This window comes from Candidatus Thioglobus sp. NP1, assembly GCF_003326015.1.
Lineage (GTDB): Bacteria > Pseudomonadota > Gammaproteobacteria > PS1 > Pseudothioglobaceae > Pseudothioglobus > Pseudothioglobus singularis_A.
Genome location: NZ_CP023860.1, coordinates 1,328,932 through 1,349,903 on the forward strand (window position 1 = coordinate 1,328,932; position 20,972 = coordinate 1,349,903).

Below are 20,972 nucleotides of genomic sequence, written 5' to 3' on the forward strand. Positions count from 1 at the left end.
TTAACATGCATCTTTCAATCATTGCAGGATCTTCTGGACTTGTTGGTAACAATATCTTAAATCAGCTTTGTGAAGATAACCATAACGTTATTGCAATAAATAGAAAGCCTATTTCAGGTCTTCACCCTAAAACTACAGAGCTTGTCATTGACTTTGAATCCTTTCTTATCGATGGGTCTTTACCAGCATGTAATCATGCATTTATTTGCCTTGGAACCACTATGAAGATTGCAGGAAATAAAAATAATTTTCGAAGAGTTGATTTTGATTATTCTCTTGATATTGCTAAAAAAGCGTTTGAGTCGGGCGCAAAAAAATTAACTCTGATTTCTTCTGGTGGTGCTGATAGTTCTTCTAAAAACTTTTATCTTAGAGTTAAAGGTGAACTTGAGGATGCTATTATTAATATTGGATTTGAGAGTGTAAATATTTTTAGACCTGGCTTTTTAACTGGAGCTGGAGGAAGAAAAAGGGCTACATCTGAAAAAATATTCATGAAGCTTGCAAAATTTCTTGACCTTATTCTTATTGGCTCTGCAAGAAAATACCGAAGCATCAATGCTGAAGTTTTAGCAAGAAAAATGGTTTCTACATTAAAAAGTAAGCCAGGAGTTAATTACTATTACTATGACGACTTTATAAAATAACAAATTTAAGTTTTAAACTGACTTAAAAACCATCAATAACAATCTTAGTCGTTATAAAAACTGCCACTGGTATAATATTGACCATCTAATTAAGCATATCAATTGACAATGTCTGGTAATTCATTTGGAAAATTATTTACTTTAACAACAGCGGGTGAGAGTCATGGTGACGCACTTATTGGAATTGTTGATGGTTGTCCTCCAGGAATGGAATTATCAGAAGCTGATCTTCAGGGTGATCTTGATCTAAGAAAGCCTGGTAGTTCTAGACACACTACTCAAAGAAGGGAATCTGATGCAATTAAAATTGTATCGGGAACCTTTGAAGGCGTTACTACAGGAACACCAATTGCTCTTGTAATTGAAAATATGGACCAAAGACCAAGGGATTATACAAATATAGCAAATTCTTTTCGTCCCGGTCATGCTGATTTCACTTATCAACAAAAATATGGAATAAGGGATTACCGTGGTGGTGGTCGCTCTTCTGCGAGAGAAACAGCAATTCGAGTTGCAGCAGGTGGAATAGCTAAGAAGTACCTTAAATCAAGATATGGTATCGAGATAAATGGATATGTAGCCCAGCTAGGGCCAATAACATTTGAAAACTTTGACTGGAATGAAGTTCATAATAATCCTTTCTTTTGTCCTGATGCCTCTAAAGTAAGCGAACTTGAAGATTACATGGATAAACTCAGAAAATCGGGTGATTCTATTGGTGCAAGAATTAATATAGTGGCAAGTAATATGATTACTGGACTAGGAGAACCAATTTTTGATCGTCTTGATGCAGATATAGCCCACGCAATGCTTAGTATTAATGCAGTTAAAGGTGTTGAAATTGGAGCAGGATTTGCTGTTGTTGATCAAAAAGGTTCAGACCATAGAGACCCGATAACTCCTGAAGGATTTGTTTCAAATAATTCTGGTGGTATCCTCGGAGGGATAAGTTCTGGTCAAGACCTTTTAATATCTATAGCACTAAAACCAACTTCAAGTATTCGCCTTGCAACAGATAGTATTGATAAAAAAGGTAATGCTATGGAAATTAGTACTACTGGAAGGCATGACCCGTGCGTCGGTATCAGAGCAACTCCAATCGCTGAAGCGATGCTTGCAATTACACTAATGGATCATGCATTAAGAAATCGTGCTCAAAATTTAGATGTATCCTCAACAACCCCGTCTATACCTTCTTCAAAAGCATAGCTATTAGACAATCTAAAAGGAAGTAATGTTCAAGCTAATTCATAAGCGCGTTCCTAGTAACGCTAAAAACGATATCCTGTCTGGTCTAACAGTTGCACTAGCATTAGTTCCTGAGGCAGTTGCATTTGCTCTTCTAGCTGGATTAAATCCTTTGGTTGGACTCTATGCTGCTTTCACCATTGGTATTGTTACTTCAATTCTAGGTGGAAGGCCAGGAATGATTTCAGGAGCTACAGGAGCAATTGCTGTGGTTATTGGAACCCTTGTTGCACTCCATGGGGTTGAGTACTTATTTGCTGCAGTAGTCTTAACTGGTTTGATCCAGATTATTTTTGGTTTATTGAAGATGGGTAAGTTTATTCGACTTGTTCCCCACCCAGTTTTTTTAGGTTTTGTTAATGGCCTAGCGATAGTTATATTCCTATCTCAAGTAAAACAATTTAAGGTCGCTGGAGAGTGGATTACCGGAACTCCTTTAGTAATTATGCTAGCAATAGTTGCAATTACAATGGCCATTATTCATTTTTTACCTAAAATTACTCGAGCAGTACCATCAACTCTTGTGGCAATAGTTATTGGAACAGTTGCAGTCTTATTTTTAGGTCTTGATACTAGGACAGTTGGAGATATTTCACCTATTGGAGGAGTCTTCCCTCCATTTCATCTTCCTGATGTTCCATTGAACTTAGAAATGCTTAAAATTGTTTTTCCATATGCCATTGTTATGGCACTAGTTGGGCTTATAGAGAGCCTTTTAACACTTAACTTAATTGATGATCTAACTGAAACAACAGGCCAACCAAATCGTGAATGTATTGGACAAGGTGTTGCAAATACGGTAACTGGTCTTTTTGGAGGTATGGGTGGATGCGCAATGGTTGGTCAGAGCTTAATAAATATCAAATCAGGTGGTCGTGGAAGATTGTCAGGAATTACAGCATCAATTATTCTACTATTTTTTATACTTTACCTTTCGAAGTACATCGAAATGATTCCAGTAGCAGTCCTTATTGGAGTCATGATGATGGTTGTTATAGGTACATTTGAATGGGGTTCTTTTCGTTTATTTGGAAAAATACCATTACCAGATATTATTGTTGGTATTTCTGTAGCAGTTATTACAGTTTTAACTGATAATTTAGCCCTTGCTGTTATTGCAGGAGTTATTATGTCTGCTCTTTCATATGCATGGGAGTCAGCAGGAAAAATTTCCTCCATCGAAGAAAATGAGTCAGAAGGTAAAAAGACTTATAAACTTCATGGGGCTTTATTTTTTGCATCAATCAATACCTTTCACGCTATCTTTAACCCAAAAGAAGATCCAGAGAATGTTTATATTGATTTTGGGGACTCTAGGGTAATTGATCATTCTGCTATTGAAGCAATCGATAAGCTTGCTGATCGCTATCAGAAAGCTGGTAAGAAATTACACTTGATGCATCTCAGTCCCGAATGTAGGTTACTTTTAAAAACAGCGAAGCATCTAGTCGAGGTAAATGTCTTAGAGGACCCTCAGTATCATATTGCTATTGATAAAGCCAAAGCAAGAATTGAAGGCACAATATAGTTTAATAAAAATTATACTATTTGAACTGACTGTCCCTTAATCGCTTTATTTGATTTCTCATATCTGCTGCTTGCTCAAACTCTAAATCCTCTGCAAATTTATACATCTCTTTTTCAAGACGTTTTAGCTCTTTTGAAAGCTGGACTGGAGAGAGTCGAATCTGAATAGTCTCTGAATCTAGTTCTGAAAGATCAGACGCAGAGATATCAGTATCCAATATATCAACAATTGGCTTAACCACTCCCATAGGCGTTATTCCATATTTTTTATTATAAGCCTCCTGCTTAGTTCTTCTTCTAGAGGTAACATCCATAGCTCTTTGCATTGAATTTGTAATTCTATCTGCGTACAAAATAACACTACCATTAATGTGCCTTGCAGCCCTTCCCATAGTTTGAACTAAAGATCGCTCAGATCTTAAAAAACCCTCTTTATCGGCATCAAGAATTGCAACTAATGAAACTTCAGGGATATCCAAGCCCTCTCTAAGTAGATTAATTCCTACCAAGACATCAAAAATTCCAAGGCGCAGATCACGAATAATTTCAACCCTTTCGACTGTATCAATATCTGAGTGAAGATAACGAACTTTCACATTATGGTCATTCAAGTAGTCACTTAACTGCTCTGACATTTTCTTGGTAAGTGTTGTAACTAGAACTCTCTCCTTTACTTTGACCCTCTTATGGATTTCAGATAGAAGATTATCAACCTGGGTTTCAACTGGACGAATATCTATTCCAGGATCAAGAAGTCCTGTGGGCCTTACAACTTGCTCAGCAATTACAGTAGAAACCTCTAATTCAAAATTAGCAGGGGTTGCAGAAACCAAAATACATTGATTTAAACGCTCTGAAAATTCTTCAAACCTTAATGGACGATTGTCAAGCGCTGATGGTAAACGAAAACCAAAATCAACTAATGTAGTCTTACGAGCTCTATCACCATTGTACATTCCACCTATCTGGCTTACTGTTACGTGAGACTCATCTAAAATAATTAGGGCATCTTCTGGCATATAGTCAAAGAGAGTTGGTGGTGGTTCTCCTGGCTTACGACCTGATAGGTAACGTGAGTAATTCTCAATACCTGAGCAATATCCAAGCTCTCTCATCATTTCCATATCCTGTGCAACTCTTTGCGAGAGTCTTTGATCCTCAACAAGCTTATTCTGAGATAAAAGTTCTTTTTTTCTGATACCAAGTTCAACTTTAATATCATCAAGAATATTTATGATAGTTGACTTTGGAGTAACGTAATGAGTCTTTGGATATATAGTTATCCTTTGAAGTGCCTTGAGCTTTTCACCAGTTAATGGATCAAACCAATAAAGATTCTCAATCTCATCATCAAACATCTCTATACGAACCGCCCTCTCCTCTGAATCAGCAGGAAAAATATCAATAACCTCTCCCTTAACTCTAAAATGACCTCTAATTAATGTGACATCATTTCTTGAATATTGCATTTTTGATAAGGTTGCTAGGATTTCCCTCTGATTTGTAATCTCACCAACTGTTAAATGAAGCAACATTTTCATGTAACTTTCAGGATCACCAAGGCCATAAATTGCAGAAACACTAGCAACTATAATTACATCTTTTCGCTCAAGAAGAGATTTAGTAGCTGATAGTCGCATCTGTTCGATCTGCTCATTTATTGATGCATCTTTTTCAATAAAGGTATCTGAAGCAGGGACATATGCCTCGGGTTGATAATAATCATAATAAGAAACAAAATACTCAACTGCATTATCTGGAAAAAATTCCTTCATCTCACTATAAAGTTGGGCAGCCAATGTTTTATTAGGAGCCATAATTAGGCTTGGCCTTTGGCTTTGCTCTATAACATTTGCGAGGGTAAATGTTTTGCCAGAACCAGTTACCCCAATAAGCGTTTGAAACTTCTCACCAGAATGTATACCATCGAGAAGTTTTTTAATTGCCTTAGGCTGATCACCCTTTGGTGAAAAATTTGATTTGAGTTGAAATTTTCTAGCCATTATTGGCAGTTTTTGATTAAAATAAAACCCTTAATTTTAAACCATTTAAAGAGTTCAGTAAATGACTACTATCTTATCTAATCGAGTCCAAAAAGTTAAACCATCGGCAACGATGGCTGTGAGTGACAAAGCTAAAGAATTAAAATCTCAAGGTGTTCAAATTATCTCTATGGGATCTGGTGAGCCAGACTTTGATACGCCAGTCAATATCCAGAAAGCAGCAATTCATGCTATTGGTGCTGGAGAGACCAGATATACAGCGGCAGATGGTACACCAGAACTTAAAAAAGCAATACGTGATAAGTTTAAAAGAGAGAATGGGTTAGATTACACAGCTAATGAAGTTATGGTTTCTTGTGGAGGCAAGCAAGTCTTTTATAACCTTTGCCAAGCTATCCTTAATGAAGGTGATGAAGTAATTATTCCAACTCCCTACTGGGTTTCATATCCAGATATGGCGATACTTGCTGATGCAACACCTGTATTTATTGAGGCTGGATTAGATCAAGATTTTAAAATTACACCACAGCAACTTGAGGCAAGCATCAATTCTAAATCAAAACTTTTAGTTTTAAATAGCCCTTCCAATCCAACAGGATCTGTTTACAGTAAGTCTGAAATTGAAGCCCTTGGGGAGGTACTAAAGAAACACCCTCAAGTTCTTATTATTAGTGATGATATTTATGAGCATATTCGCTGGGGCAATGATGAATTTATAAACATTGCCATGGCTTGTCCAGAGCTTAAAGATAGGATTATAATCCTTAACGGTGTTTCTAAAGCTTATGCCATGACAGGTTGGAGAATTGGCTATGCTGCAGGTCCTGAACTCGTAATTAAAGCTATGAAAAAAATCCAAGGACAATCAACATCTAATCCAAGCTCAATTTCACAAGCTGCTGCTCTTGAGGCAATTAATGGCGACCAGTCCTTTATTACTATGATGGTTGAGGCATTTGAGCGTCGTCATAATTTTCTTGTTGATAGTCTTAATGCAATAGATGGAATCGAGTGTCCTCGCTCAGGTGGTGCTTTCTATTCATTTCCAAAGGTTCAGGGTCTTATTGAACGTATTGGTCTTCAAGATGATGTTGAATTTTCAACCTATTGTTTAGAAAAATTAAGTTTAGCTGTAGTTCCTGGGTCAGCTTTTGGAGCCCCAGGCTATGTAAGATTATCCTTTGCAACAAGTATGGATAATATTAAATTATCAGTTGAAAAATTAGCAAGTATTTAAATATAAAATTTTTGCTTGACATCAAAAATTGCTTAAGATAACCTCTAATTTATTATTAGGAGAAAAAAACATGTTAGATAAAAGAAAATTCTACATTAATGGTCAGTGGGTTGAGCCATCAACCAAGAATGACTTAGATGTTATTAATCCTTCAGATGAAAGTGTATGTGCGGTTATTTCTCTTGGTTCGCAAGCAGATACTGATGCTGCTGTTGCTGCTGCAAGGGCAGCATTTCCTTCTTGGTCTGTCTCAACAAAAGCTGATAGAATTGCCTTATTAGAAAGATTACATACCATCTACGAAAGAAGGATGGATGATATGGCTGAGGTAATCTCAATGGAAATGGGAGCACCTATTGACTTTGCCAAGTCATCACAAGCTCCAAGTGGAACAGAAGCGATTGAAGATTTCCTAAATCAACTAAGAAAGTTTGAATTTGAAAAACAACTTGATGATTCTGATAATCAATTAATTTATGAACCAAAAGGAGTATGTGCATTAATTACTCCATGGAATTGGCCAATTAGTCAGGTCGCTCTTAAAGTTATCCCAGCAATTGCTGCAGGGTGCACTATGGTCCTTAAACCATCTGAACTTGCGCCGTTAGATTCTATGATTTTTGCTGAAATGCTTGAAGAGGCTGGCTGCCCTCCTGGAGTATTTAATCTTGTTAATGGTGATGGTGTTGGAGTAGGTAGTCAACTTACCTCTCATCCAGATGTTGATATGGTCTCCTTTACAGGCTCAACAAGAGCTGGTGCTTTAATTTCTCATAATGCTGCCGATGACTTTAAAAGAGTTGGATTAGAGCTTGGTGGTAAAGGCGCAAATATTATCTTTGCTGATGCGGATGAGAAGGCAGTTAAAAGGGGTGTTAGGCATTGTTTCAACAATACTGGACAGTCATGTAATGCACCAACAAGAATGCTTGTAGAGAGGTCAATTTATAATCAGGCAGTAGAAATAGCAAAAGAAACAGCCATTTCAACTAAAACAGATATTGCTTCAAATACTGGCAGGCATTTGGGTCCAGTTGTATCAAAACTTCAGTTCGATAAGATTCAAGCCCTTATTCAGGCTGGTATTGATGAAAATGCTACATTAGTCATTGGTGGAACTGGAAAACCTGAAGGACTTGAAACAGGCTACTTTGTAAAACCAACAATTTTTGCTGATGTCAACAATCAAATGACAGTTGCTCGCACTGAAATTTTTGGTCCTGTTCTTTCTATGATTCCTTTTGATACTGAAGAAGAGGCCATTGCAATTGCTAACGATACCCCATATGGTTTAGAAAATTATGTTCAAACTCAGGATCCTGAGAAAGCTAAACGAATCTCAAAAAAACTACTTTCTGGAGTTGTAGAAGTCAATGGTAAAGGTTTAGCATTAGGATCTCCATTTGGTGGCTTCAAGCACTCTGGAATTGGAAGAGAAGGTGGAGAGCATGGATTCAATGAATTTATTGAGGTTAAAGTAGTTACTGGTTGGACTTAATTAACTTTTAATTACTTCTCCATGCCCTCTAAAAACGTAGCTATTGGTGGTATCAGTACAGAATGTAGCAGTTATTCCCCACTTTATCAAAAAGAGAGTGACTTTACCTCTCTTGATGGTGAAGCATTGCTTGATTTAATTGATTTTCCATTTAATGAATACGATTTAGTAGCTTATCCCATATTTTTCAATAAATCAGTCCCTGGTGGACCAATTGAAGGCGAATACTTTGAACAAATAAAAGATAAGTTTATTGAACAGCTAAAACAAATAGACAATCTTGATGGTGTTCTTCTTCTTATGCATGGTGCAATGCTTGTTAATGGTATAGATGATCCTGAGGGAGAGTGGATTTCTTCAGTTCGTAAAGCAGTTGGTAAAGACTGCATAATTTCAGTCAGCTTTGATCTTCATGGCCAAATTACCAACAAGATTATTGAAAATATTGACGCCTTTACTGCCTTTAGAACAGCACCCCATATTGATGTTATTGATACTTATAGACGCGCGTCTATTATTCTTGCAAGGGCACTGAAAGATAATTATCGACCTTGTGTTGTATGGTCACCGATTCCATTGTTGGTTTCAGGTGAAATGTCATCAACCTTTATGGAGCCCTGTTATTCAATATATCAAAGCCTAGAGCTTTATGACCAAGAGCCAAATATTCTTGACTCAAATCTTATGATTGGTTATGTTTGGGCAGATACTAAGAGAGCTACAGCAGCAGCAGTTGTTACATGTACAAACCAAAATTCTGGTGCTGTTGTTTGCAAAAATATTGCTAATCAGTATTGGGATTGTCGTAAAAACCTTAAGTCAGATATGAAAACAGGCGGCATAAAAGATGCTATCAATTGGTTAGGTGGAGATTTTTCAATTATTGCAGATAGTGGTGATAATCCAACAGCTGGTGGTGTTGGTGATAGGGCTGATATTTTGAAGGAGGTCTTAGAAAGTGAAATTAAAGATACTTTGTTTGCCGGCATTGCATCAAAATCAGCTTATGATGAACTCAAACAAGGTAAGAAATTCAATCTAGGTGGAAGTTTTGGAGGGGGTGGCCCTTCACTTGAGCTTTTAGCTGAAAGCGTATATTTTGAAAATAAATGTGCAGTAGTTAAAGTTAAAAATTCAACAATTATAATCTCGAGTATTAGACGCCCTTTTCATAATATGGCTGACTTTACAAAACTCAAAATAGACCTTAAAGACTTTAAACTTTTGATAGTTAAATCAGGCTATCTTTCTCCAGAGCTTCAAGAACTTTTAGCACCTTCATTTATGGTGTTATCAGATGGCGCTGTAAACCAAGATCTAAAAAGCATAGAAAATATTAATAGAAACAAAAAAATTTACCCATTCCAGGATTTCAGCGACTTTACCCCACAGGTAAGTAATGGATTAATCCTAATTAATTAGTTGCATCTAAGATACCACTTATAAGAGCCTGCTCATTCCATTGATTTGGACCTGCTCCAACTCTTACAACAATTAAATCTTCAGAAGGAACAACATAACACCTATTTGAGTTGTAACCCTCCAATGCAAACATATCTTTTGGAAGTCCAGGCCAACGAGTGCCTTTTGTATTTATCCAAAAAGTATATCCATAATCTTGATTTAGCTTTTGTGAAGGTTTTGTAGCAACATCAACCCACCAATTTGGAATAATCTGCTTACCTTCCCAAAAACCTTTATTCAAGAGTAAGTATCCAAATCTAGCTAGATCTCTTGCTGAAATATGCAGACCTATATGAGAACTTGTATGAGGCCCTAAAAATTGACCACCGCCAAGAACATCCCAGCTTGCATTTTCAATTCCTATTTGACTGAACACTTTTTCCTGCATGTATTCATGAATCTCTTTTTTCATAATTGATTTAAATAGTATTGATAAATGAGCCATTGCAGGATCACTGTAATCCCAAATTTCTCCTGGTTTAGCAATTAAAGTGTTAGTTTTTTTTCCATATCGATTTTCGCAATAACCAAGAGCATGCTCAAAAGGACCATGATTACTATTTGTTGGAATACCAAAAGTAAGTCTATCCTCTCCTGCAATACCGGAGGTCATACTCAGTAAATGCCCAATCGTTATACCCTCCTTTCGCTTGTCAGTAACCTGCAGTTTTTTAGGTAGAAAGTTATAGGCTAAAGTGTTTAAATCAACTTGAGCGTTACCTGGAAGCGTCCCTTTTCGACTCTCTTCAAACAAAAGGCCCCAAGCAGTTCCAGTAAATGATTTTGTACATGACCAGATATCAAATCGACTTCCAGGCAAAGTCATAAAACTATAGTGTTCTTTTATTAAATGGCCATTTCTAATAATTACAATACCAGATGCATAATTATCAGAAAAGCGTTTGTAATTTTCAATAACTATGTTTAATCTATCCAAATTCATTCTAGTAAGGTTTTTTATTGCCTTATTATCTTGAAGGATACGCCAACCTCCTTTTGAATCTGCAGAAGGGTAGTAATTATCTTTTTGGGGTTTCATGATTTTCATTTTTGTCATTGTACTCAACTAATAAAAAAATTATTTAAATTTAAAAAAATAAAGTAGTCCTTTATGACATATATTAAAGATTCATGTCTTGTGGTAAGATTATAGAAAAATAAGGGGATATGATATGACTTTAGCTTTAGTTTACCGGCTCAATGGCTTACTAGGTCTTTTGTGGGCAGCGTCTATGTGGTTTGGTACTGATATGATGGCTGCAACTTATGGTTGGGAAGTTACCGCACCAATGATTACAATGTCACAATTTTTAGGGATGTCATTTCTATTTACTGCTGTTATTTTCCTAATGCTTCCAAATTGGACTTCACTGAAACAGCTGAAAAAAGCAACTATAACTCTTATCATTCTGCAGATATTAGCAATTGCACTTCAAGTTTTTCATTTATCAACTGGCGCTATACCTGCTGGAGGTATGCAGTACTTTGGAATTGGTTTAAGTAGTTTGTTTGTAATTCTTTTCTACTGGAAATCTCGCGCCTAATTAGTAATTTATTATATTTTTATGTTAAAAAGGAGGTCATAATTAACCTCCTTTTTTTAATGGCATTAAAAAATAAATATGAATTCTAAACAAATTCTCTTAGCACTTATTGTTCCTATAACTTGGGGCTTAGGGTTTACTCTTGCAAAGATTGGCATGGAGCAATTTTCTGCATTACTTATTATGTCAATTCGTTTTGGGATAGCAGGATTAGTTCTCGTTTGGTTTACAAAGCCTCCATGGGGGCATATGCGTGAAATCTTCATAGTTGCACTTATAGGTTCTACAATACAGTATGGCCTAACCTATAATGGACTTAAAGGTATCGATGCTTCAACAGCAGCTATTTTAGTTCAACTTGAAGGTCCTATATTAGCTCTGATGGGTACTATTTTATTGAAAGAAAAACTCGGTCTAACTAGAGCTTTTGGAATGGGACTAGCTTTTGCAGGAGTCTTTATTATTGCGGGTGAGCCAAGACTTGAAGGTCATATTGATAGCGTACTTTTATTAGTTGCAGGATCTGCAGTATGGGCTGTTGCTCAAATTATGATTAGCCGTCTAAAGGGACTCTCTGGAATAACTATTCTAGCTTGGGTGGCAATTATGGCTACTCCACAAATGCTTCTTGCTTCATTTATTATTGAGGATGGCCAATGGCAAGCAATCACAACTGCCAGTCTATTTGACTGGTCGATCATTTTCTATTTAGCATTTATTATGACAGTACTTGGCTATAGTGTTTGGTATCACCTACTTAGTAGCGTAGATGTAAGTAAAGTATCACCCTTCTTGATGCTCCTTCCAATTACCTCAATTATTGCTGGAATGATTCTTCTTGATGAGCAATTTACTAAAGCAATGGCAATTGGTGGAGTTATGATTATGATAGGTGTAGCCAGTACCCTTATTAATTGGAACTGGTCAAAAAAACAACTTAAATTACCTTGAAAAAAACTTATTTATAAAATGGGTCAATAGACTCAAATTGTGAAGTCATTTTTCTAACCCACTTCGAAAAAGCTATTCCTTTAACTAATCCCTCAGACTGATGAGCTTTAATCTTATCTTTTTCCATCGCTGAATTTAAGGGAAGCTCCATTTGCTTTTTCAGCAATTTTGTTTCCTTATCTAGATCACTTCTTAAATCTTTAATCTTATTGATCACACTACTCTCAGACATTATTTATAACTCCTAATTAAAAAAAATCTCATTTTTTTGGTTTACTTTTAAATTTTTTTATATTTGACTTAAATTTACTTTCCCAATTCTTATCAAGGTTAGTTTTTTGCATATCAAGATAATCAAGACCACTAATTTCTTTAAACTCAGATACTGCATCTTCCATAGCCGTTTCAAAGACAACAGAAAGGGACATACTGTAGCCATACTCCTTAGCCGCAATTGATGCGCCTTTGAATGCCTCAAAGACTGGCTTACGTATCCTTACACTAACCACTCTTTTTTCATCCTCTTTTTGATTTTTTGTTACGTATTTAGCCATCTTTAAGAGTTTTAATTTTGATTCCTATAGAGAGTATACACTTTTTGTATACAAATTGTATTATTTAAAGTATTCTTTATGTATACAAAAAATTATAAGATTTATTTTTATATCGAGCTATAATTCACTCATCAAAAGTAATGCAAGAAAGTTAGATGATTAAAATTAATTTTTTAGATAAAAACATTCAAGATAAAGAAAATGAGATTCTAAATATTCGTCCTAATACAGAAAAAAAAATACTCTGGGCAGATCAAAAAAATGTCAAAACAAAAATAAGTCTTGTATATATTCATGGCTTTTCAGCAACTCGAGCCGAACTTAGTCCTGTCATAGAGATGCTTGGTAAAGAGCTTAATGCAAATATTTTTTTTACAAGACTGAAAGGACATGGTTTAGATGGTCAATCTTTAGCTGAAGCTTCATTTGATGATTGGATGATTGACACTAAGGAGGCTATAGATATTGGTAATGTAATTGGAGATAAACTTATCTTAATTGGCTGTTCGACTGGATGCTCATTAATTCATACTAACCTTCAATATTCAACAAATACTAAAGCTGTTATTTATGTATCTCCTAACTTTGGACCTAAATCATATTTAGGACAACTACTTAGGGTTCCTGGAGCAAAGTTTTTTATCCCTTATATTTTTGGTAAAGAGCACTCATTTGAGCCGAGAAGCATTGATCATGCAAGATGCTGGACAACTAGCTACCCAATCAAGGCTTTATTTGCAGTAAAGGATTCAGTTGTTGCCGCCTATAAAGTTAAACATAATAAGATTAAAGAGCCAATTTTATTTTGGTTTTCAGATGATGATCAGGTTGTATCAGCTAGAGCTACTCGTAAAATAATTTCTAAAATGGGAAAAAATGTTTCTGTTCATAATCCTCATCTAACAAATAAAGATGACAGCTCAAAGCATGGCGTTCTAGGTGATATTTTGAGCTCATCTCAGACAAAAGATGGCGTAAAGAAAATTATAATTTGGCTTAAAGGCTATATCTAGTATTTTCGTTTAATCTTAGCACCTTTATAAAGGATTTTAGATAAATTTTCTTCAGCAACTCTTCGCTGCTCAACAGTAATAGGATCCATATTATATTTAGGGCGATCTAACTCAATTCCATCATTATCTTGCCTCTTTTTACCTCTTATATGAGTCCATATATTTTTTCCAACTACCTGTTTTATGGAAGGAGGCACATAAGATTGGAGTGAAAAACCAATCCTCCTTTGGTCACTATTATTTGGTTGAGATCCATGAATAATAGCCCCATGATGAATTGACATCTCTCCTGGCTCTAAAATAAGATCAATAGCCTTTGATTTATCAACTTCAGGAATTACTTGCCCCCTAGTTAAGATATTATTCTCAGCGAAGGTATCCTTATGAATTTGTATCTCAGAGTGGTGACTTCCAGAGATCATTGTCATACATCCTGTGTCTCTATTACTTGGGCTTAGAGCAATCCATGGAGTTGGAAAATCAATACTATCAAGGCCCATATAGGTCGCATCTTGATGCCAACTCACGTATTGCTTTGAAGATGGCTCCTTAATAAACATTACTGATGCCCAAAGTGCAATATCAGGACCAATAAGATCCTCCATTGCATCAACAATAATCGTGTTGTGGGCTAGTGCATCTAAAAAAGCAAATGAAAGATGTAAATTATTTCGACTTTGAGCATTAATTTCATCAGGAAAATCAGCCTCAACTTGCTCAAGTTGGTTTTTAATTGAGAGGGCCTCATTCTCAGATATAACTCTTACAGGAGCAATAAAACCTTCATCGTGATACTGCTCAATCTGTTCTTTTGTTAATACTTTAGGCATGGCTTAAGGCTATTTAGGATTATCTTCTGACTTGTCAAAAACCACTTTTTCAAGGTGGCGACTTCTGATAACTACAGTACCTGCTAATTTGTCATGCCAACTCTGTTTTTTTTGATCAATGGCAATCCAAAAATAGCCAAGACCAAAAGGAATAATAGAAATTATCTGGGCAAAATAACGACCGATAGACTGTTTTTTAGATATCGTGTTGCCAGTTTTTGCATCAACAAGTCTCAGATTAGCTGCCATTTTTCCTGGCGTAGCCTGAAACCTTAACCAAAACCAAATAGTAGCAATAAAAGGAAGTATATACTGAAATAAGATATCCCAAATTTTCAGAAAAGAGTTTCCTTGTCGAATGTTTTTATCAATATCCATATAATAAAGATTTGAAGAAAAGAAATCACCAAAAAGCAACATTAGTATCCATAAGGCACTGGCATATAAAATAATCAAAATAATTAGATCTATTAGGTTTGCCCCAACTCTAATCCAAAAACCTGCATACTCATCATCCTTCATTTTTAATAATTATTTTTTTAAAGAAAACTGGAGCTTATTATAAATACCTTTCGATTATTAAATAAAATTTAATCATTTATTAGTCTTTATAATTAACATATTCTTTAAACATTATTGAGTACTTTATGAGTAATATCTTTACTAAGCATCCTAATGAGTTTGGATACAACTATTTTGAGCATCTTTGGGGTGCATGGAAATATAGCCTTATACTCTTAGGACTTTTTATTATTGCCTTAATTCATTCTATTTTGCCATTTGCTTTTAAAGAAACTGTTAGTAATAAAATTGTAAAAATGGCTGATGAGCATAAAAAAAATATAGTTAATTCATCAATAAAACATCAATAATTCACTAAGATTTATACAAAATTAATCTAAACTTTATCTTATGAAGTATTTATCAATCATTCTTGTATCCTTAGTATATAGCTCATCTACCTTGGGGGCTATGTCTCCTCGTTATTATGAAACTGAGATACTTGGAAACTGGGTCTGTAAAGATCTCTACCCTGGCTACGTGGCAATTGAAGTAATAAGATATAAAAAAGATGGTACTTGGAATAGTTTTGGTGAGTTAATCGTAGATTTTCCAATTGAAGAGAATAAAGTCAAAGTTAAATATAGTGCTTTAGGTAAAGGTGTTTGGGAAATCGATGATCAAAACTTAGTTAGCATGATTAATTCCATTAAGGTTACTAATAGAAATCATCCGTGGCTTGATCAGTATTTTAATATGCAAGAGCAGTTTACTCTTAATGAAAGAAACTCTGAGGAAATAGTTGTTCTTTCTGATGACTACATCAACTTACAACCGGCAACTGGAAAGCCATACGAATGTCGTAAAGTTGAGATATAGTCAATTACCTCTTTGATTATATTTTTGAGCATTCCCTTTTGATAAATTAACTGGATACTTCAGCGCATTTTTCTCTAATTTTGTCTTAATTGCTTCTTCAATATCTATCCCTAAGACACTACAAAAACGCAGAAGATACATAGCTATATCTGCCACTTCACTATTAATTTCTTGAATCTGCTTTTGATTAGGAGAATTTGATTCTTCCGGATTTAGCCACTGAAAAATCTCAACCAATTCTGAAGCTTCAACACTGAGAGCCATTGATAAATTTTTTGGAGTATGAAACTGCCCCCAATCTCTTTCACTGGCAAAAATTTCAAGCTTATCTTGTATTTCAGATATATTCATAAATTCCCTTAAATTTTTAATACTACGTTACGAAAAAATTTAGTATACTTATTCTGCTTGAAATTTTTCAAGTAATTAAATTAACCTAAGGAGATATTATGGGCGTTCCACTTTATTGTCAGTTTTTTCTAATATTGTTTGGTGGTTTTTTTGCTACCCAGCTTACATTTAATTCTCAGAAGTTTGCAGAGTCAAATCGAATGGACTCTCCTCAAGCAGGCTTTGCATTTAAACCAGCAGGTTTTCTAATGTTTGGTTTTGTATTGATGCTAATTGCAACTCTACCAATGCTCCAAATTGGAGGCTTTAGCTCTGCAAAAGAATTAGTCGCAGGAATTGGTATTTTTACTCTTTTTGCTTTTATTTTTAACATGGGACTTGTATTAAAAGTATGGTCAACTTTTGACGGTGCTGATCATCAACTAAAAAATGCTATTAGACCTCTAATTCCTCTAATAGCAGTTATTATTTATTTTGTAACATCTTAATTATTTCAAGGAGACCTTATGTCAATATACCAAGCACAAGAAGCAGCAAGAGAAGCAAATGATATGGAGGCTTATGCCGCAACCCTTCATGATGATTACCAATTTATCATGCATCTAGATAACTCAACAATGGATAAAGAGAAATCTATGGAAATGTTTACATTTATGATGAGTAGTGATGATTTTGTAACTCATGAATCACGCTGTCTTTATGAAAGCAATGAAGCTATGGTTACTCATGGAGTAATGAGCTTTCCTGATGGAACGCGTGAAGCAGTATTAGCTTTTCATAAAATTAAGGATGGGCAAATTATAACTATGGAAACTGGTGCAACACTTCTTCCATAAGCAGCATTAATCTCAAATTAAAGGCGCTTTAGGGCGTCTTTTTTGTTTATATATTGTTAAATACTTAAAAATTAATTTAAAAATGCATCAAAAAAATCTTTGGCAAGAAACTTCTAAAGAAAAAATTGCCTTTGGTAATCTTAAAAAATCAATTACAACTGATTTGGTGGTTATTGGTGGTGGTTTTACTGGTTGTTCAGCCGCTCTATTTGCAGCAAAGAGTGGTTTATCGGTTACTCTTATTGATCAGAAAATAGGATATGGTGGCTCTGGTAGAAATGTTGGACTGGTTAATGCTGGCTTATGGATGCCTCCTGAAAAGGTTGAGAGTATTCTTGGGTTAGATGCAGGTAGCAAGCTTAATAATGCCTTAGCATCTGCACCTGATTTAGTATTTAGTCTAATTGATTCAAATCAGATTAATTGTAGTGCTAATCGCTCAGGGACCCTTCACTGCGCCCACTCTGAGAAAGGTTTAAAAGATCTTCGACTGAGATTTAAACAATTATCTGAGCGGGGTGCTGATTTAGAGCTTTTGGACAAAAAGCAGACACAGCAAAGAATTGGCTCTTCAAAATTTTTTGGCTCTCTTTTTAATAAAAAAGCTGGTGTTATTAACCCTCTGGATTATTGTTTTGGCCTGGCAAGAGCTGCAAAATCTAATGGCGTAAATATTTATGAGTCAACTTTGGCAAATAGCATTCAATCAATCAATAATGATTGGCTAGTAAATACTCCTGAGGGATCGATTAAGGCAAAAATGCTCTTAGTTGCAACAAATGCTTATCAAAAACCAATTAAAGGCCTAAATCCATCAAAATATACTTCTGTACAGTATTTTCAAGTTGCAACTAAATCTTTATCTTTAGATCAGGTAAAGTCGGTTTTACCCAATGGTGAGGGATGTTGGGATACAGCTAGTGTAATGTCTTCTTTTCGACTTGATGCTGATAATAGACTTATTATTGGTGGCATTGGAAACCTTGATCATAGCGTCTCAAAGATTCATACTAACTGGGCAATAAGAAAGGTTGAGAAGCTCTTTCCACATCTTAAAAATATTACTATTGATTTTAGCTGGCATGGACGTATCGCTATGACAGGTGATCATATTCCTAAAATTCTTAGACTGGGCAATAATGCTTATTCAGTTTTTGGGTATTCAGGAAGAGGAATTGGACCTGGTACTTATTTTGGGAAGGCAGTTAGTGAATTTCTTATTAGTGGCAACAAAGACTCTTTACCAGTAAATCCTGTAGATTATTATCAAGAACCTTTTTCTAAAATCAAAGGGAATTTTATTGAAATGGGGGCCACTGCAAGCCATTTACTTTAATTAGCTTCTACCTATCTCTCCCGACGCCTTTAAAGCGCTGCTTAGTTGTAAACCATGCACCAAGATCAAGTAAAGGTTTTGGTGGGAGCCATTTAGCTTTTTCAAGAGCAAGGCAATCTTTAACAATCGAGGAATTTTTTCCACAAGCATACTCAGCTATTCCAATACCAAATGCAGTCCCTTTCGTAATACCTGAACCATTAAAACAGCCTGCATAATAGAGATTATCTGAAAACTTTTCAAAGATATTAGTTTTATTCGCACTCACACCCTCAACACCTGAATACAAGTGCTCAAAGGGAACATGACTTAACTGGGGAAACCTATTATCAAAAGCTTGTCGATGAATCTGCTGTCTTTTGATTAATTGTTTTTTAGTCAATAAGCGATGATTGTTATATTCTGCTGTATTGCGTATAGCAATTCGCCTATCATCGGTCAGTCTAATTGTAGCTCCACCACTATGAAGTGACAATACTCCCCATGATGACTGACTTCCAAGTGTAGCAAACTCTTCATTAGTTAAGACACGAGTAATGCTTCCAGAAAGCGTTACTCCAACTAATCTTTGCTTAGGCTTTGCACCTTCAAATTTTTCATAATTACAAGCCATAATAACTTTATCAGCAGTAATTGTTGCATCTGGAACTATTACCTTATTAGTCTTATCCAATATCAGATTTAATACTGGAGTATTTTCATAAAGCTCAACATTACCTGGAAGATTTTCAGCCAATCCAAAAACTAATTTAGCAGGTTGCATTAAGGCACCATTATCTACTTTAACGCCCTTCTTATACCAACTCGTACCTAGATGGTCATAGACCTCTTCGTTAGATAGTGGCGTATGTTTAATTTCACGTTTTTTAAGATAGTTAATAAAATGATCACACTCAATTTCAGAGCTGCTATCTGCTGCAGTATGATAGATGCCTGAGTCTATCCAGTCACAATTGATAGTGTTATCTTTTACTAAAGTTCGAAGAGAATTAAGGCCTACTTGATTAATTCGATCTACTCTTTGATACTTTTCAAGATCTGACTCTTTATAGGCACCTGAAAAGTGGCTATGGGCAACAGCATATCCTGAATTTCTTCCAGAAGCATTCTGCCCCAACTCTCTTGCATCAAGCAAAATAATCTTATCTTTAGGATTAATTTCTGCCAATCTTCTTGCACATGAAAGGCCCGTAAAGCCAGCACCTATTACTAGCCATTTAGCTTCAAGATCAGAAGATATTTTTGGCTGAGACTGTCTAGGAGGAATTAAATCAACCCAGCCCAGTGTTTCATTATCAAAAATAGGATTTGCTTGGCCCATAAAGATTATATTAAATTACGTTCGGATACTAGCTTAAATGATCAATTAATACAAAATGGTCACTTATCTCATCAGCTTGATTAAGCCACCTCTTTACCAATTTACTTTGATGAGGAGCAGCAGTTACACCCTTAGGTATTTCTTTATTTAAAACAGCTTCCACTGCTAAGGCAACAGAGCATGAGACTAATTGGGCCATTGCACTTCCTCTAGTATTTCCAAGTGTATCAAGCAAGAATTGCTTATGCCAAATAACCTTAGAACCATTTTTTACTTTTAATTCAACCGTTAGAATAACGCGATCCACCTCTGCATCTCTATAAGAGTACTTATTCCATAGATCTTCACTAATCGCCTTTAAGCGATCCTCTGCAATTTCAGGGTCAAGTGTATCTACCTCAGAAAAAATATCAGACCAGGCATCTTTCCAACCCTTATATCTCAAGGTACCCCTAACAAATTGATCAATCTTTAGTCCATTGTCCATCTGATATTGCTCTATAAATGGAATGGAATCACGGTTAGGATAAACTTCAAATTCATCCTCACCCCAAGGCATCGGAAGAGGATACAACTCAACAGCCTCCCATGGCTTATGAACAGTATAGATTTGACTATCACGAATACTAACTGAAGTTGACATTAGGGCCTTTAAAACTCCTAATGGAGACCAGCTAAATTTATAACAAAAGTCATTAGGAACATCACTTAAGCCGCCACAATAGCTCAAGAAAGAATGCTTATTTTCAGTTGAGAAAACATTTGATTTTTTATAGTCTTCAACTAAAGCATGAGACATACTGTGATCTATTCCTGGATCAAGCCCCACTTCATTAACAAGGCATAAATTCTCTTTGAGTGACCTTTCATGAAGAGCCTTCATCTCATCTGAAATATAAGAGCTTGAAACAAAATGAGCGCCAATTGACAAACTAAGCTCTGCAACAGGTACATGAAAATTACCTGGAAGCATTGAAACAACTACATCTTCAGCTATGGCATTTTGCTCTAAAGCTTCAAGAGAAAACTCTACAATTCTATAATCACCCTCAATTCCAATTAAGGCTTCTCTAGCTTTTTCTACTGTGCGATTATAAACAATAACTGAATGGCCATTCTCAATGAGCATTTTAAGGCCTGGTATTGCTGAAAGACCCGTTCCTAACCAATGAATTTTTGACATTATAACTCCTTCTTTATTTGTAATTTTAAGCAAAATTTTCTATGGTTAT

23 protein-coding genes are annotated in these 20,972 nt (G+C 35.5%); 14 read left to right on the forward strand and 9 right to left on the reverse strand.

From position 1 onward, the window contains the following. The first annotated feature begins 5 nt into the window (after positions 1 to 5). The 3 genes from CRN91_RS06835 to CRN91_RS06845 all read left to right on the forward strand — a co-directional run bounded on the left by CRN91_RS06835 (position 6) and on the right by CRN91_RS06845 (position 3,423). A complete protein-coding gene (locus tag CRN91_RS06835; protein WP_114115687.1) occupies positions 6 to 647 on the forward strand; it encodes a Rossmann-fold NAD(P)-binding domain-containing protein in 642 nt (213 codons plus the stop codon). 108 nt (positions 648 to 755) lie between these two features. Further along, complete coding sequence (gene aroC, locus CRN91_RS06840) at positions 756 to 1,856, forward strand: chorismate synthase (RefSeq protein WP_114115688.1); 1,101 nt, start codon at positions 756 to 758, stop codon at positions 1,854 to 1,856. Between the two features lie 25 nt (positions 1,857 to 1,881). Next, positions 1,882 to 3,423, forward strand: coding sequence for a SulP family inorganic anion transporter (locus CRN91_RS06845; protein WP_114115689.1), 1,542 nt, complete (start codon positions 1,882 to 1,884; stop codon positions 3,421 to 3,423). Between the two features lie 16 nt (positions 3,424 to 3,439). Here the strand turns inward: CRN91_RS06845 and uvrB are convergent, their stop codons facing one another. Beyond that, positions 3,440 to 5,425 (reverse strand): excinuclease ABC subunit UvrB, encoded by a 1,986-nt coding sequence (uvrB, locus tag CRN91_RS06850; protein ID WP_114115690.1) that lies wholly within the window; start codon positions 5,423 to 5,425, stop codon positions 3,440 to 3,442. A gap of 61 nt (positions 5,426 to 5,486) precedes the next feature. Here uvrB and CRN91_RS06855 point away from each other — a divergent pair, with 61 nt between their 5' ends. The 3 genes from CRN91_RS06855 (at position 5,487) to CRN91_RS06865 (ending at position 9,582) form a co-directional block, all read left to right on the forward strand. Beyond that, on the forward strand, positions 5,487 to 6,662 hold the full coding sequence (locus CRN91_RS06855) for a pyridoxal phosphate-dependent aminotransferase (RefSeq protein ID WP_114115691.1): 1,176 nt from the start codon (positions 5,487 to 5,489) through the stop codon (positions 6,660 to 6,662). Between the two features lie 70 nt (positions 6,663 to 6,732). Further along, positions 6,733 to 8,160 (forward strand): aldehyde dehydrogenase family protein, encoded by a 1,428-nt coding sequence (locus CRN91_RS06860; RefSeq protein WP_114115692.1) that lies wholly within the window; start codon positions 6,733 to 6,735, stop codon positions 8,158 to 8,160. 21 nt (positions 8,161 to 8,181) lie between these two features. Beyond that, the gene (locus CRN91_RS06865) at positions 8,182 to 9,582 is read left to right on the forward strand and encodes a M81 family metallopeptidase (protein ID WP_114115693.1); all 1,401 of its coding nucleotides are present in this window, start codon (positions 8,182 to 8,184) and stop codon (positions 9,580 to 9,582) included. Here CRN91_RS06865 and CRN91_RS06870 read toward each other — a convergent pair. Beyond that, positions 9,575 to 10,681 (reverse strand): serine hydrolase domain-containing protein, encoded by a 1,107-nt coding sequence (locus tag CRN91_RS06870; RefSeq protein WP_254424928.1) that lies wholly within the window; start codon positions 10,679 to 10,681, stop codon positions 9,575 to 9,577. The two genes, CRN91_RS06865 and CRN91_RS06870, sit on opposite strands and share 8 nt — an antisense overlap. 115 nt (positions 10,682 to 10,796) lie before the next feature. On the opposite strand from CRN91_RS06870, the gene CRN91_RS06875 reads away from it, so the two are divergent. Together CRN91_RS06875 and CRN91_RS06880 are read left to right on the forward strand one after the other, a co-directional pair. Then, positions 10,797 to 11,168, forward strand: coding sequence for a hypothetical protein (locus CRN91_RS06875; RefSeq protein WP_114115694.1), 372 nt, complete (start codon positions 10,797 to 10,799; stop codon positions 11,166 to 11,168). A gap of 78 nt (positions 11,169 to 11,246) precedes the next feature. Continuing rightward, entirely contained in the window at positions 11,247 to 12,119 is an 873-nt protein-coding gene (locus CRN91_RS06880) for a DMT family transporter (RefSeq protein ID WP_114115695.1), read from the forward strand. 7 nt (positions 12,120 to 12,126) lie between these two features. Here the strand turns inward: CRN91_RS06880 and CRN91_RS06885 are convergent, their stop codons facing one another. Beyond that, entirely contained in the window at positions 12,127 to 12,351 is a 225-nt protein-coding gene (locus CRN91_RS06885) for a hypothetical protein (protein WP_114115696.1), read from the reverse strand. A 28-nt stretch (positions 12,352 to 12,379) separates the two neighbouring features. Next, positions 12,380 to 12,673, reverse strand: coding sequence for a hypothetical protein (locus CRN91_RS06890; RefSeq protein ID WP_114115697.1), 294 nt, complete (start codon positions 12,671 to 12,673; stop codon positions 12,380 to 12,382). Between the two features lie 155 nt (positions 12,674 to 12,828). Here CRN91_RS06890 and CRN91_RS06895 point away from each other — a divergent pair, with 155 nt between their 5' ends. Next, entirely contained in the window at positions 12,829 to 13,686 is an 858-nt protein-coding gene (locus CRN91_RS06895; protein WP_114115698.1) for an alpha/beta hydrolase, read from the forward strand. Here the strand turns inward: CRN91_RS06895 and CRN91_RS06900 are convergent. Beyond that, complete coding sequence (locus CRN91_RS06900) at positions 13,683 to 14,516, reverse strand: phytanoyl-CoA dioxygenase family protein (RefSeq protein WP_114115699.1); 834 nt, start codon at positions 14,514 to 14,516, stop codon at positions 13,683 to 13,685. The two genes, CRN91_RS06895 and CRN91_RS06900, sit on opposite strands and share 4 nt — an antisense overlap. 9 nt (positions 14,517 to 14,525) lie before the next feature. Further along, entirely contained in the window at positions 14,526 to 15,038 is a 513-nt protein-coding gene (locus CRN91_RS06905) for an RDD family protein (protein WP_114115700.1), read from the reverse strand. Positions 15,039 to 15,163: 125 nt separating this feature from the next. On the opposite strand from CRN91_RS06905, the gene CRN91_RS06910 reads away from it, so the two are divergent. Both CRN91_RS06910 and CRN91_RS06915 read left to right on the forward strand, forming a co-directional pair. Further along, a complete protein-coding gene (locus tag CRN91_RS06910) occupies positions 15,164 to 15,388 on the forward strand; it encodes a DUF6356 family protein (RefSeq protein ID WP_114115701.1) in 225 nt (74 codons plus the stop codon). Between the two features lie 40 nt (positions 15,389 to 15,428). Then, entirely contained in the window at positions 15,429 to 15,896 is a 468-nt protein-coding gene (locus tag CRN91_RS06915) for a hypothetical protein (RefSeq protein ID WP_114115702.1), read from the forward strand. On the opposite strand, the gene CRN91_RS06920 is transcribed toward CRN91_RS06915, so the two are convergent. Then, positions 15,897 to 16,247 (reverse strand): nucleotide pyrophosphohydrolase, encoded by a 351-nt coding sequence (locus CRN91_RS06920; protein ID WP_114115703.1) that lies wholly within the window; start codon positions 16,245 to 16,247, stop codon positions 15,897 to 15,899. Positions 16,248 to 16,345: 98 nt separating this feature from the next. On the opposite strand from CRN91_RS06920, the gene CRN91_RS06925 reads away from it, so the two are divergent. From CRN91_RS06925 to CRN91_RS06935, 3 genes are all read left to right on the forward strand, one after another. Next, complete coding sequence (locus CRN91_RS06925) at positions 16,346 to 16,735, forward strand: hypothetical protein (protein ID WP_114115704.1); 390 nt, start codon at positions 16,346 to 16,348, stop codon at positions 16,733 to 16,735. 18 nt (positions 16,736 to 16,753) lie between these two features. Continuing rightward, positions 16,754 to 17,083, forward strand: coding sequence for a hypothetical protein (locus tag CRN91_RS06930; protein WP_114115705.1), 330 nt, complete (start codon positions 16,754 to 16,756; stop codon positions 17,081 to 17,083). Between the two features lie 82 nt (positions 17,084 to 17,165). After that, positions 17,166 to 18,419, forward strand: coding sequence for an NAD(P)/FAD-dependent oxidoreductase (locus CRN91_RS06935; RefSeq protein ID WP_114115706.1), 1,254 nt, complete (start codon positions 17,166 to 17,168; stop codon positions 18,417 to 18,419). Between the two features lie 7 nt (positions 18,420 to 18,426). On the opposite strand, the gene CRN91_RS06940 is transcribed toward CRN91_RS06935, so the two are convergent. Both CRN91_RS06940 and CRN91_RS06945 read right to left on the reverse strand, forming a co-directional pair. Beyond that, positions 18,427 to 19,740, reverse strand: a complete 1,314-nt coding sequence (locus CRN91_RS06940) for an NAD(P)/FAD-dependent oxidoreductase (RefSeq protein ID WP_114115707.1) — start codon at positions 19,738 to 19,740, stop codon at positions 18,427 to 18,429. A 28-nt stretch (positions 19,741 to 19,768) separates the two neighbouring features. Continuing rightward, entirely contained in the window at positions 19,769 to 20,923 is a 1,155-nt protein-coding gene (locus CRN91_RS06945; RefSeq protein ID WP_114115708.1) for a saccharopine dehydrogenase C-terminal domain-containing protein, read from the reverse strand. Positions 20,924 to 20,972: the final 49 nt, after the last annotated feature.